Source organism: Mesorhizobium sp. CNPSo 4671 (assembly GCF_057784245.1).
This window is the reverse complement of the sequence record NZ_JBWLUW010000007.1, coordinates 329,518-341,627: the sequence shown is the minus strand read 5'-3', so window position 1 is coordinate 341,627 and position 12,110 is coordinate 329,518. Positions and strand designations below refer to the sequence as shown.

Below are 12,110 nucleotides of genomic sequence, written 5' to 3'. Positions count from 1 at the left end.
TGAGGACACGACCGATTGCGGCAAAGGCGGCAAACACAGAATGGACTGTGCTGTAAAAGTGAACAATCAAAAGAGATTTGTTCACCAATCGACCAATACGGGCGGTCTTGCGCCCTTGCCGGAAATCGGTTCCATGAGTTGCGTTCGACCATGCAGCGAAAGGTACCACGAGTGACAGGAAAAGCCCGGCGCCCGAATGTTCTCCTGATCACTTGCGATCAGTGGCGCGGTGATTGCCTGTCGGCTGCCGGCCATCCCGTGGTGAAGACGCCGAACGCCGACGCGCTGGCCGCCGAGGGCGTGCTGTTCAAGCGCCACTATGGCGGCGCCGCACCCTGTTCGCCGGCGCGCGCCTGCCTCTACACCGGCCTCTATCAGATGAACAACCGCGTCTGCCGGAACGGCACGCCGCTCGACGCCCGTCATGGCAACATCGCCCAGCACGCGCGCAGCATAGGCTACGATCCGACGCTGTTCGGCTATACCGACGTGTCGCTCGATCCGCGCCTGCTGGCGCCCCGTGATCCAAGGCTGAAAAGCTATGAAGGCGTGCTGCCGGGATTCACGGCGCGCCAGCTGCTGCCCGAGCACCAGAAGCAGTGGCTGTCCTGGCTGAAGCTGCAAGGCATCGATGCCAGCGCCGGATTTCCGGGCATCCACCGTCCCGTCGATGAGGAAAACGACGCCGACGCAGTGACCGAGGCGCCGCCAATCTATTCGAAAGACCATACGCCGGCGGCTTTCCTTGTCGGTGAGTTCCGCCGCTGGCTTGGCGAGCAGGAGCAGGCCACGCCCTGGTTCGCGCATCTCTCCATCATCAGCCCACATCCACCCTTCATCGTGCCGGAACCCTACAACACACAATACGATCCGGCCGACGGCCCGGCTTTTCACCGCGCGGAGAGCTGGCGGGCTGAAGCGCAAAGCCATCCCTATCTCGCCTATGATCTCAGCCGGCAGAAACGCTCGAAGTTCCGCCCTGGCGCCGCGGGCAAAGTCCACGACTGGAGCGAGGATGATTTCCGCCGCATCCGGGCGATTTATTACGGCATGATCTCGGAGGTCGACGCACAGCTTGGTCTGATATGGCAGGCACTCAAAGCTTCGGGTTCGTGGGACGACACCATCATTGTTCTCACCTCGGACCATGCCGAGATGATGGGCGACCATTTCATGCTGGGCAAGGGCGGCTACTTCGACGGCAGCTACCACATCCCGCTGATCATTCGCGACCCGCGACATGGCAAGGCGGCTGGCAGCACGGTCGATCGCTTCACCGAGGCGGTAGACATCTTCCCCACGCTTATAGACCTGCTTGGCGAGGCGCCCGAACCGCATCTCGACGGATGGTCACTCAAACCGTTCCTGAGCGGTGGAACCCCCGCCATCTGGCGTGACGCCGCGCATTGGGAGTTCGACTTCCGCTCGATCGCTGATGGCGAAGCCGAAACGCATTTCGGCATTGCCTCGCGCCAGTGCAACCTGGCTGTCATCCGCACCAGGAAATTCAAATACGTGCATTTTGGCGGCGGCTTGCCACCCTTGCTTTTCAACGTCGAGACCGACCCTGGCGAACTGACCAACCTCGCCACCAGCCCCGCGCATCTGTCCACCCGTCTGGAATTCGCCGAGCGGCTTCTCGCCTGGCGAGCCGAACATCTCGACCAGTCGCTGGCGCTGGCGGAGCTGACGGAAAATGGCGTGGCGGGACATGTGAGCAAGGCAGTACGGGAGTAGGGCAGTAAGGCAGTATGTTTGGATACACCGGCACCGACGCCGCACCCTACTGCCCTACTGCCCTACTGCCCTACTGCCCTACTGCCCTACTGCCCTACTTCACAATCATCCGCTGCTGATCGCGCTTCTCGGCATAGCTGCCCTTGTCATAGGCAGGCTGCGCCTCGAGCTGTTCCTTCGTGAAGGTGGTGTAGAGATATTTCTTGCCGTTCTTGTCGGTCATGAATTTGAGATTATCCAGGCCGACCGCCACTTCCTTCTCGCCGATGCCGAGGAAGCCGCCGACATTGACGATCACCGCATCGGTCTTCTTGTCGGGCGTCAGCACGACATCGCCGATCTCCCCGACCTTGGCGTCATTGGCGCCATAGACAGTCGCGCCCTTCAGATCGTCACCCCTGATCTCACCGACTGGCATCTCGGTCAGCGTCGACTTGTCGATGGCCGCGGTCTGTGTCTGGTCGGGAGCGGTGGCATCGGGGGTCGTAGCAGCAGGGGCCTCAGCTGTTTTATCCGCCGGTGCGACAGCAGGAGCGGCCGGAGCCGGCTCATTTGAAGCCGTCGTTGCCGGCACCGGATCATAGGCCTTGCGGTTGAAATCCGGCTGCGCCTGCAGCTCTTCCTTGGTGGTCTGGGCTACCAGCCAGCGGTCGCCGTTCTTCTCGGCCCACTGCGCCTTGTTGAAGTCATAGGTGACATTCTTGGCGCCGAGGCCGAGGAAACCACCGACGCCGATAACCAGGGATTGCGCCTTGCCCTCTTTGCTCAGCACGATGTCGTTGACGCTGCCGATGTTCTGCGCGTCATCGCCGGTACTGTTGTAGACGGTCTCGCCAATGATGTTGGTGGCAAGGTTGCCATCAGCACGCTTTACCGGCTCGGCCGGAGCGGCGGCAGGAGCTTGTGCAGTATCCGTGGCCGAAGGCGCCGTGGGCGCTGCCGCATCCGTCGAAGCGGCGGGGGCCGGCGCGGGTCCATAGGGCTTGCTGTCGAATTCCGGATGCGCCGTCAGTTCGTCCTTCGTGGTCTGGGCAACCAGCCAGCGGTCGCCGTTCTTCTCGGCCCACTGCAGCTTGTCGTAGTCGAAGGCGACATTCTTCGCCCCGACGCCCAGAAAGCCACCGACGCCAATGACGACGGATTTCGCCATGCCGTCGTTGTCGAAGACGACATCGCTGACCTTGCCGATGTTCTCAGCATCATCGCCGGTACCGTTATAGACGGATTCGCCGATGATGTTGGTGACGATGCTGCCTTCGGCGCGCGGCACCGGAGCGGCTGCGGCAGGCGCCTGAACGGCAGGAGCGTCGGCGGGAGCCGGGGTCGTCGCGGTCTGCGCAAAGGCGCCCGTCGCGATCAGCGTTGCGAGTGCGGTCGTGGCTAAAAGGGTGCGTATCATGATAGTCTCTCCTGGTGCGTGATTTCATGCACGCCGCGCCCGATTGAACCGTCGCTGGGAAGACCGGGCGCGGCATCTCCACGGGTTCACAACGTCGTGACCATGCCGTTGTTCCGACAAAACTGGCGTGGATTTCGCGTTGGAAAAACACGCAGCAGTTGCGACGGCGGCTGGTGAACCCGCGTTGAATTGCACCGTTTGCCAACGGAACCTTTCCCGCATCGGCACGTTTCAGCCTGCGGCTGGGTTCCTCCGGCCGTTTTGGACTGACACAACGGAGCGGGGCATGAAATTTGCTGCGGTGCTGAACCGGGATGGCGGCACCTTGCGCACCACCGACCTCGCCGCCTTCTCCGACAGGATGCGTCAGACGCTGGAAGCCGCAGGCCATTCCTTGAGCATTGATGTGGTTGCCGGCAAGGATGTGGTGGAAGGTCTTGACAGTGCCGCTTCGCGCCGTGCCGTCGATGTCGTGCTGGCCGCTGGCGGTGACGGAACCATTTCAGCGGCGGCCGCAAGGCTGATGGGCAAGAAAAAGGCGCTTGCCATCCTGCCGGCCGGCACCATGAACCTGTTCGCGCGTGGCCTCAGCATTCCGCAGTCGCTCGATGCCGCGCTGAAATCCTTAGCTGACGGTGAGATCATCGCCGTCGACATGGCCACCGCCAACGGCCGGCCCTTCGTTCATCAATTCTCGATCGGCATGCATGCCAAGATGGTGCAGTTGCGCCAAGGAATGGAATTCGGCTCGCGCCTGGGCAAGATCGGAGCTTCGGCCAAGGCGGCGTGGGCGACGATCAAGAACCCGCCGGCGATGAACGTCACGCTCACCATCGGCAAGGCTGAGATGACGGCGCGCATCTCAGGCATCGGCGTCACCAACAATCTGTTCGGCGAAGGCCATTTGCCTTATGCGGACAACCCATCGGGTGGCGTGCTCGGCATCTATGTCACAGTGGCGCAGCAGCGCGCTGAGCTGGTGAAATTCCTCTTCAATGTGGCGCGCGGCAAATGGCGCGACAACGAACATGTCGAAATCCATCAGGCCGATCGCACCGTCCTGAAAATCCATTCCGGCAGCAGAAAGTTCCGCGCCGTCATGGATGGCGAACTGGTCAGGCTCGAGCGTGAGACGACGATCGAAATCCGGCCCGGCGCGCTGAATGTTCTGGTGCCGACCAGCATTGCCGAGGCAAAGGCCGCCTGATGCAATCTCGAACGATGACGGCCGAAAATCTAGCCGCTCGGCGCGCTTCCCTGCTGTGTCGCTGGTGTCTTGGTCGCCTCACCGTAGATTTCGGCGATGCCCCAGGCAGCAAAGGCGAGAAGCAGCGCGGCGATCAGGATGCGCAGGCCGTGCCAGCCCCACCGCCCCTGCCGCGCTTTGTCCTGAGGAATGATCTTGGCCATGGCCGGTCCTTGTCTCGCTCCGCGTCCGTGGGCGCGTTCGGCAAATCACGGTCGGGTAACGGTTCCTCGCTAGGATGGTTCCGGGAATGCCACCTTGTCGTGGGCCGATGGATCGGCAAGACGGCGAAGACCGGCATGGGCATTTGGGGATTGGGGTGAACAGCAAGGTGGAAATAGGGGCGAGCCTGCCGGCCGAGGTGGCGCTTGCGGTCAATGCCGAAGACCGGCTGGCCGTGCTGCATGGGCTCGAAATTCTGGATACGGCGGCCGACCCGGATTTCGACCGCATCAGCAGCCTTGCCGCGGCGGTGATGCAGGCGCCGATCGCCCTGGTCACGCTGGTCGATCTCGAGCGGCAATGGTTCAAGTCGTGCTTTGGTCTCGACCAGACCGAGACCGCGACCGACATTTCCTTCTGTGCCCATGCCATCGCCGCCGGCGACGATCCCATGGTGGTGACGGACGCGACGACGGACCCGCGCTTCAAAGCCAACCCGCTGGTCACCGGCAAGCATCATGTGCGCTTCTATGCCGGCGCGCCGATGGTGGTGGCAGGAGCCAGGATCGGCACGCTGTGCGTGCTCGACCGCAAGCCGCATGCCTTTCCATCGCAGGTCAAGCTCGACCAGTTGAAGACGCTGGCCGGCCTCGCCGCCAGCCTGTTCACCTTGAAGGACGCGACCCGCAACGGCGCCATCGCCGAGGCCGCCCTGGCGCGCGAGGAAAAGCGGCGCGCCATCGCGCTCGACGCGGCCTCGCTTGCCAGCTGGGCGTGGGATATCCGCACCGACATGATCGAATGCGATGTCCGGCTGTCGGAACTGTTCAACCTGCCGCGCTCGACCCGTCTGCGGGCGCGCGACATCCTGACCGCCATCGATCCGCGCGACGTCTACCAGACCGAAACCCGCTTTCGCGATGCCCTGTCCGGCAGCGATGACTATTTCGGCGAATACCGGGTGAAAGGCTTTCATCCGCCGCGCTGGGTGGCGACGCGCGGCCGCGTCATCGAGCGCGACGGCGATGGCAAGCCGACGCTGATCTTCGGCGTCAACTACGACATCTCCGAACGCAAGCTCGGCGACGAGCGGCAACGGCTTTTGCTGCGCGAACTCAACCACCGTGTCAAGAACACGCTGGCGACCGTCCAGGCGCTGGCGACGCAGACCGTGCGTCATGCCCGCCAGCCGAGCGAATTCCTCGAGGCCTTCGGCGCCCGGCTTCAGGCGCTGGGCATCGCCCACAATCTCTTGTCCGACCGCGAGTGGCGCGGCATCGGCATCCGCGAACTCGTGCAGATCGAGATCAGGCCTTTTGACACCGCCGACCAGCCGCGCATCACCATCTCCGGCGCCGACCTCTTGCTGTCGCCCGATCAGGCCGTCGGCCTGGGACTTATCCTGCACGAACTGGCCAGCAACGCGCTGCAATATGGATCGCTGTCGATTGCATCGGGCAAGGTCGACCTCGGCTGGAAGACAGAAGGCAGGAAGGGCCACCGGCGCCTAGTGCTGACCTGGCGCGAAAGCGGCGGACCGGCAGTCGCCCCGCCGCAGCGCCACGGCTTCGGCTCGATCCTCATCCGCCGCAGCCTGGCCAAGGTCATTTCAAGCGAAGTGACGCATGAATTCCGGCCGGAAGGCGTCTTCGCCGAAATATCGATGCCGCTGGAAGATCTGTCCAAGTGACGGGACCATAATCCCGGGCGCCGGCGTTACTTCCCCTCCCCGCCATCCGGATCGTCGGGCTTCACATTCTCGCGGTAGATGGCATAGGCGGCGAGCGCCACGGCCGGGCCTAGAATGACGCCGAGACCGCCTTTTCCCTTGAGCAATGCCGGCAACACGGCGAGTGCGGCCGTGATGCCGATCGCCTTCATGTCGGCGCTGCGCCGCCTTGCCTCGCGGCGGGCGCGGGCGCCGGACATCAAGCGATGGATCAGCAGCACGAGCCCTGCGATCACCAGGAAGCCGACACCGAAACCAAGTGCTGTCGCGAACGATCCATAGCGGGCCGCGGCCCAGATATAAGCTGCCCCGACCAGGAAGCCGAGGCCGCAAAATGCCGCCAGAGCGGCAATCGCATAGACGATGGCCGCCATACGCGCGCGACGTATGGCGGCCACGGTTTCACCCGAGGCGAAACCCGAGAGCAGGGATGCCAGCAGACTCATCTGATGCGGAACTAGCGACGCGCGAGCAGCGCGAAGAGGAAGCCGACGCCAGCGGCGATCGCCAGCGACGTCACCGGCTTTTCGCGGACATTTGCCAGCAACTGCGCCTCGATGTCCTTGGCGCTGCCGCGAAGGCTGTCGAACGCAGCCTCGCCCTGGGCGCGCAGCTGCTCAACGCCCTCGGTGGCCGCGCGGCGGGCGGTGCCATAGCCATGCTCGCCGGTCTTGGCCAACTGCTTGGTGAGCTTGTCGATATCGGCCTTCAACTGACGGATGTCGGCTTCGAGGTCCGAATTTGCCCGCGCCTCGTTGGCGGTCTTCCCTGCGGCGGTTGCCATTGCTTAACTCCTTGTGATTGCTCGATTTCAAACGCGCTTTGCGTCTCAAGGTTCCGGCATCGGGACAAACTAGAGCAACTCCAGGAAAAGTGTGAAACGGTTTTCCGTCCGGAGTTACGTCAAAAAAGATAGAGCAGTTCGCTGTTTCTGTGAAACAGTGACCTGCTCTAGCCGAAAACATGCGCGTGTGCGCCAATCGGCAATCCATGGCGAGAGGTGCGTCTTCAGATCAAGGGGCGACGCCCCTCGCCCAGCCCTTCCCAGCCGGCGAGTTGCTTGAGCCCTTCGGAATCGACGATCTCGCAACCACCATCGCGCCAGAGGATCAGCTTGCGATCCATCAGTTTGCGGATCGTCTTGTTGGTGTGAACCAGCGACAGGCCAAGCGTATCGGCGATGTGCTGCTGCGTGATCGGGATCTGAATGGATCGCTTGCCGTTCAGTCCGACGACTTTGGCACGGCTGCCGATGAAGGCGATAAGATAGGCGGCGCGTTCGATCGCGCTGCGGCGGCCGACGCTGAGCAGGTTCTCGTCCAGCATGCGTTCTTCGCGTGACGCGATCCAGGTGATATCGTAGCCGAGGCTGGGATGGTTGCGGTAGAGTTCGTGCAGATTGTCGCGCTCGAAGACGCACAGCAGCATCGGCGACAGGGCCTCGACGGAATGCTGCATTTCCCCCATGACACTGCCTTGCAGGCCGATGAGATCGCCGGGCATGAGGTAGTTGAGGATCTGTCGGCGGCCGTCCGGCAACAGCTTGTAGCGGAACGCCCAGCCTGACAGCACCGTATAGAGATGGGCGCTGTGGCTCCCTTCCACGAGGACCGTGGCGCCCTTGTCGACCGCCAGTTCCCCGGTCTTGAACTTACTGATGAAGGCGAGTTCCTGTTTTTCGAACTCCCGAAAGACCGGCAAGGGCCGCAACGGGCAATTCTCGCAGGGATACTGTCGGCTGGATAAAGCGCGCCCGTTCTGCCCTGACATTTCGACCCCTCTTCGAAAGCCTGCCGGTCAGCAGGTACCTTTAAACGTTTTGCCGGGAGCGGAGTTCCGGGGTAGAAGGCATGTCTTTTTTAAATGACAACACTCGCAATAGCGATCATGACTCCCGGCGTTTCAAGGAGCCTTCAACTGTGCCCACATTGCTTGACGGATTGCGGATTCTTGTCCTGGAGGACGAATTCCTCATCGCCATGGATGTCGAGCAGCTTTGCCGCGACCATGGCGCCCAGGAGGTGGTGATCGCCCGCGACCTTGCCGAGATCGATGGCCGAAAGGTCGCAACACAATTCGACGCGGCCATCGTCGATCTGATGTTGGGCGGCACCTCGACGCTCGAATTCGCCGCCGGTCTGCGTGAGACAGGCGTCCCTTTCGTGTTCGCCTCCGGCTATTCGGACGCGGACGAGATCAAGGCATCCTTTCCGGGGGTAAGGCTGGTCAGCAAACCGTACTCAGGCGAGGATCTCGTCGAAGCGGTGGCGCTGGCCTATGGACGCGGCTCTCCAGGGTGAGATCGATGCGGCCGCATCGGCTCTCTAGACCTCACGTCAATGCCCCGCCGTCCCCGTAACCTGAGCCGAGATCGCATCGGGACCGTATTCGTCCTCGCCCGAAATCTTCAGGATTTCCTGCAGGCGCGTGCGGGCCCTGCTGACGCGGCTCTTGATCGTTCCGACCGCGCAACCGCAGATTTCGGCAGCTTCCTCATAGGAGAAGCCCGATGCGCCGATGAGGATGATGGCCTCGCGCTGGTCCTCCGGCAATTGCTCGAGAGCGCCACGAAAATCCTTGAGGTCGAGTTGGCCGTGCTGGGCCGGATGCACGGCAAGCCTGGCCGTCATGATGCCGTCGCTGTCCTGCACCTCGCGGCCGCGTTTGCGCATCTGCGAATAGAATTCATTGCGCAGGATGGTGAAAAGCCATGCCTTGAGGTTGGTGCCGGGCTGGAAGCTCTCATGCTTGTCCCAGGCCTTGACCAGCGTTTCCTGGACGAGGTCGTCGGCCTTGTCGGCATTCTGCGTCAGCGACACGGCAAAGGCCCGCAAGCTCGGGATTGCCCCAAGCAGATCGGTCTTGAAGCCTTGGGAGACCGCTGCCATGCCTCAGTCCTTTTTCTGTGCGGGTTCGGCCTGTTCCAGCTGGCTGAGCAACTGGGCAAAGCGATCCGGCACATCGTCGGAGACCAGCTCGTCATAATATTGTTTGAGTTTGCGACCGATTTCGGAGTTCGGCCCGAGCGGATCGCCGGCACCGTTCCGGCGCCTGCCCACGGCGCCAGCCAAAATATCTTTCGTCATGTCCTTCATTTCGCCCTTATATTCCCAGCACTCAGGCCGCTCATATTCAACTCAACACAAGGCCAGCGGCACCCTCGTCTGGTTGCCCATCCCAACGCCAAAACGCCGCTCCCGCCTATTCGTTCCATAGCGGCCGGAACTTTTTCGGAGAATCCGCGTTGTATTAGCGGGGCTTGCAATCAGCTTGACCTGCAATCCGTGCAATCACGTCATTCTGAGGGAGACGTCTTATCATGAGTTTATCCGCCACCATCGCACCGCACCTGCCGTTCCTGCGCCGCTTCTCGCGTGCCGTCTCGGGATCGCAAGAGAGCGGCGACGCGCTGGTCGCTGCGATGCTTGAGGCCATCATCGCCGACGTCGACATCTTCCCCGAGGCATCGAGCGACCGTATCGCGCTCTATAAGGTTTTCGCCAAACTCTTCACCTCGGTGGCCATCCGCGTGCCACAGGAGCAGGCACAATCGGCATGGGAGCAGCGCGCCGCCGCCAATCTCAACGCGATCGCGCCCCTGCCGCGCCAGGCCTTCCTGCTGGTTGCCGTCGAAGGCTTCAGCGAGGACGAGGCGGCCGAGATCCTCGACGTCGGCGACGAGCAGTTCTCCGAGCTGCTTGCCCAGGCAAGCAATGAAATTTCCCGCCAGGTGGCGACCGACGTGCTCATCATCGAGGACGAACCGCTGATCGCCATGGACATAGAGGAGATGGTCGAGAGCCTCGGCCACCGTGTCGTTGGAACGGCGCGCACGCACGCTGAAGCGGTGACGATGTTCGGCAAGACGCGGCCGAAGATGGTGCTCGCCGATATCCAGCTCGCCGACGGCAGCTCTGGCATCGAGGCGGTCAACGAGATCCTGTCGTCAACCTCGGTGCCGGTGATCTTCATCACCGCCTTCCCCGAGCGCCTGCTGACCGGCGAGCGCCCCGAACCGGCCTTCCTGGTGACCAAGCCGTTCAATCCCGACATGGTCAAGGCGCTGATCAGCCAGGCGCTGTTCTTCGACCGCCAGGCGAAGGCCGCTGCATAGGACCGCTTCTTTCCGGCAGGAATACCCGACATCAAAGGCCGTTCGATGCGATGCATCGGGCGGCCTTTTTCGCAACCCGATCCATCAACGGAGAATTTCGAGAGCTCCACTGCGAACCATTTGCAAGCGCCGTCTTTTTCAGCAAAGGGTGGAACAAACCACATCCACCCACGTTTTCCCTGCATCATTCGGAAGGAGATGAACCATGCTTTACTGGGCGCTCGTATTTCTCGTGGTGGCGATCATAGCCGGCGCGCTTGGTTTCGGCGGCATCGCCGGCACATCTGCCGGTATCGCGCAGATATTGTTCTTCATCTTTCTCGCCTTCCTGGTCATTTCGCTGCTGGCCGGCCTGTTCAAACGGGCGTGAGGGCGAACACCTATCCGAGCGAACACTGGAAGCCGCACCCCTCAAACGGTTTCCAGCCACCGCCGGACGGAGCCCTTCAAAAGGCACCGTCCGGCGGACCGTTTTAGGGGACAGGTTTCCGGGAAATTTCATTTGGGAACCCATTCCACAGTGAGCCGTTCAGCCTGAGTTGGGTGGACAGATCGACCGATGCGCTCCAGGACTGCAGATAGAACGGAAGGCGCACGGAGCGACGAAGTCATCGCCCTGCACCCGGCGGAAAGTGGCATGCAGCTGGGCCGGGCTCTTCTCCACGCACTGCACAATGCCGGCATTTCCGTTCTCTATCAGGATCGCGAAATGAAAACCGTATGGGCTCGCAACATGCGCGCGCCCTGGGCTTCGGACAATTCCGACAGCAATGGCATTTTGCCGATGGCGCAGGCCGATCGCATCAGCGCCGCCAAGCGCGATGTGGTCGCGACCGGCAATCCAGAGCGACTTGAGATCAGTGTTCCGGTCGAGAACGGCGTCCGCTGGTTTCAGGTTTGGGTCGATGCCGACCGGGGCGACGCCGGTGACGTGCAAGGTGTCGTCACCACCATGGTCGAGACGACCGAGCAGAAGCGGCGCGAACAGACACTGACAACACTGCTGCGCGAGGTCAGCCACCGCTCGAAGAATCTCCTGGCGATCATCCAGAGCATCGCGACTCAGACCGGTCGCTATTCCGATGGCATCGGCGACTTCCTGACGCGTTTTCGCGGCCGGCTGCAGTCGCTGGCCTCCTCCCAGGATCTGGTGACGTCCTCGAACTGGCGCGGTGCGGCCCTTCATGAACTGGTGACGAGCCAGGTCGGCCGCTACGGGACGAACACGTCGCACGGCCTTCGCTTCCGGGGCGCCAATCCCTATCTCAATCCCAATGCCGCGCTGCATATCGGCCTGGCGATGCATGAGCTCGCCGTCAACTCGGTCAGCTACGGCGCCCTGTCCCGGCCGGATGGATTCGTCGAAGTGACCGCCGATCTCGACACCGCCGCCACTGGCGAGGTCGCCCTGTCGCTGACATGGGCCGAGACCACAGGAGCCAATGGCGGCCGGGGGACTCAAAAGCGTTTCGGCAGCGTCGCGCTGGAGCGGGTGGTGCCAGCGTCGCTCAGCGGAACCGCGAGCCTCGACATCGCGGACGGCCGCCTTGAATACCGCCTTGTTGTCCCGCACAGCAATTTCGAGACGCAGTGAGTGGCCCGCGGCAAGCAACGATCCTTAACCGGCTGTTCACCATAAGAGCGGATGTTGTTTTACCCAGATACCGCTGCAACACCCCGGGTTGCGGCACGGTGTGGGAGGAATGCTTGACAGTCGCCGACA

Annotated in this window: 14 protein-coding genes; 7 read left to right on the top strand and 7 right to left on the bottom strand. The window is 62.4% G+C overall.

Going from position 1 to position 12,110, the window contains the following annotated elements; genetic code table 11:
- The first annotated feature begins 171 nt into the window (after nucleotides 1–171).
- Nucleotides 172–1,737 (top strand): alkaline phosphatase family protein, encoded by a 1,566-nt coding sequence (locus AC04SF_RS21525; protein WP_488479418.1) that lies wholly within the window; start codon nucleotides 172–174, stop codon nucleotides 1,735–1,737.
- A 94-nt stretch (nucleotides 1,738–1,831) separates the two neighbouring features.
- On the opposite strand, the gene AC04SF_RS21520 is transcribed toward AC04SF_RS21525, so the two are convergent.
- Nucleotides 1,832–3,136, bottom strand: a complete 1,305-nt coding sequence (locus tag AC04SF_RS21520; protein WP_488479417.1) for a PRC-barrel domain-containing protein — start codon at nucleotides 3,134–3,136, stop codon at nucleotides 1,832–1,834.
- Between the two features lie 286 nt (nucleotides 3,137–3,422).
- Here AC04SF_RS21520 and AC04SF_RS21515 point away from each other — a divergent pair, with 286 nt between their 5' ends.
- Nucleotides 3,423–4,343: a diacylglycerol/lipid kinase family protein gene (locus AC04SF_RS21515; RefSeq protein ID WP_488479416.1), complete on the top strand. Its 921-nt coding sequence runs from the start codon at nucleotides 3,423–3,425 to the stop codon at nucleotides 4,341–4,343.
- A gap of 29 nt (nucleotides 4,344–4,372) precedes the next feature.
- On the opposite strand, the gene AC04SF_RS21510 is transcribed toward AC04SF_RS21515, so the two are convergent.
- Nucleotides 4,373–4,546: a hypothetical protein gene (locus AC04SF_RS21510; protein ID WP_202352430.1), complete on the bottom strand. Its 174-nt coding sequence runs from the start codon at nucleotides 4,544–4,546 to the stop codon at nucleotides 4,373–4,375.
- Between the two features lie 155 nt (nucleotides 4,547–4,701).
- Between AC04SF_RS21510 and AC04SF_RS21505 the strand changes: the two genes are divergently transcribed.
- On the top strand, nucleotides 4,702–6,234 hold the full coding sequence (locus tag AC04SF_RS21505) for a sensor histidine kinase (protein WP_488479415.1): 1,533 nt from the start codon (nucleotides 4,702–4,704) through the stop codon (nucleotides 6,232–6,234).
- 26 nt (nucleotides 6,235–6,260) lie between these two features.
- Here AC04SF_RS21505 and AC04SF_RS21500 read toward each other — a convergent pair whose 3' ends face one another.
- From AC04SF_RS21500 to AC04SF_RS21490, 3 genes are all read right to left on the bottom strand, one after another.
- On the bottom strand, nucleotides 6,261–6,719 hold the full coding sequence (locus tag AC04SF_RS21500) for a hypothetical protein (RefSeq protein WP_096450948.1): 459 nt from the start codon (nucleotides 6,717–6,719) through the stop codon (nucleotides 6,261–6,263).
- 11 nt (nucleotides 6,720–6,730) lie between these two features.
- Nucleotides 6,731–7,057: an ElaB/YgaM/YqjD family protein gene (locus AC04SF_RS21495; RefSeq protein ID WP_069090305.1), complete on the bottom strand. Its 327-nt coding sequence runs from the start codon at nucleotides 7,055–7,057 to the stop codon at nucleotides 6,731–6,733.
- A gap of 224 nt (nucleotides 7,058–7,281) precedes the next feature.
- Nucleotides 7,282–8,043 (bottom strand): Crp/Fnr family transcriptional regulator, encoded by a 762-nt coding sequence (locus tag AC04SF_RS21490; RefSeq protein ID WP_488479414.1) that lies wholly within the window; start codon nucleotides 8,041–8,043, stop codon nucleotides 7,282–7,284.
- 80 nt (nucleotides 8,044–8,123) lie between these two features.
- On the opposite strand from AC04SF_RS21490, the gene AC04SF_RS21485 reads away from it, so the two are divergent.
- Nucleotides 8,124–8,573 (top strand): response regulator, encoded by a 450-nt coding sequence (locus tag AC04SF_RS21485; RefSeq protein ID WP_096450952.1) that lies wholly within the window; start codon nucleotides 8,124–8,126, stop codon nucleotides 8,571–8,573.
- A gap of 36 nt (nucleotides 8,574–8,609) precedes the next feature.
- On the opposite strand, the gene AC04SF_RS21480 is transcribed toward AC04SF_RS21485, so the two are convergent.
- Nucleotides 8,610–9,161 (bottom strand): sigma-70 family RNA polymerase sigma factor, encoded by a 552-nt coding sequence (locus tag AC04SF_RS21480; protein ID WP_096450954.1) that lies wholly within the window; start codon nucleotides 9,159–9,161, stop codon nucleotides 8,610–8,612.
- A gap of 3 nt (nucleotides 9,162–9,164) precedes the next feature.
- Nucleotides 9,165–9,368 carry a NepR family anti-sigma factor gene (locus AC04SF_RS21475; protein ID WP_095201308.1) on the bottom strand — a complete coding sequence of 68 codons (204 nt, stop codon included), beginning with the start codon at nucleotides 9,366–9,368 and terminating at the stop codon, nucleotides 9,165–9,167.
- Between the two features lie 224 nt (nucleotides 9,369–9,592).
- Here AC04SF_RS21475 and AC04SF_RS21470 point away from each other — a divergent pair, with 224 nt between their 5' ends.
- The 3 genes from AC04SF_RS21470 to AC04SF_RS21460 all read left to right on the top strand — a co-directional run bounded on the left by AC04SF_RS21470 (nucleotide 9,593) and on the right by AC04SF_RS21460 (nucleotide 11,981).
- Complete coding sequence (locus AC04SF_RS21470) at nucleotides 9,593–10,387, top strand: response regulator (RefSeq protein ID WP_096450956.1); 795 nt, start codon at nucleotides 9,593–9,595, stop codon at nucleotides 10,385–10,387.
- 205 nt (nucleotides 10,388–10,592) lie between these two features.
- Complete coding sequence (locus AC04SF_RS21465; protein ID WP_027031438.1) at nucleotides 10,593–10,757, top strand: DUF1328 domain-containing protein; 165 nt, start codon at nucleotides 10,593–10,595, stop codon at nucleotides 10,755–10,757.
- A gap of 189 nt (nucleotides 10,758–10,946) precedes the next feature.
- Nucleotides 10,947–11,981, top strand: a complete 1,035-nt coding sequence (locus tag AC04SF_RS21460; protein ID WP_488479413.1) for a sensor histidine kinase — start codon at nucleotides 10,947–10,949, stop codon at nucleotides 11,979–11,981.
- Nucleotides 11,982–12,110: the final 129 nt, after the last annotated feature.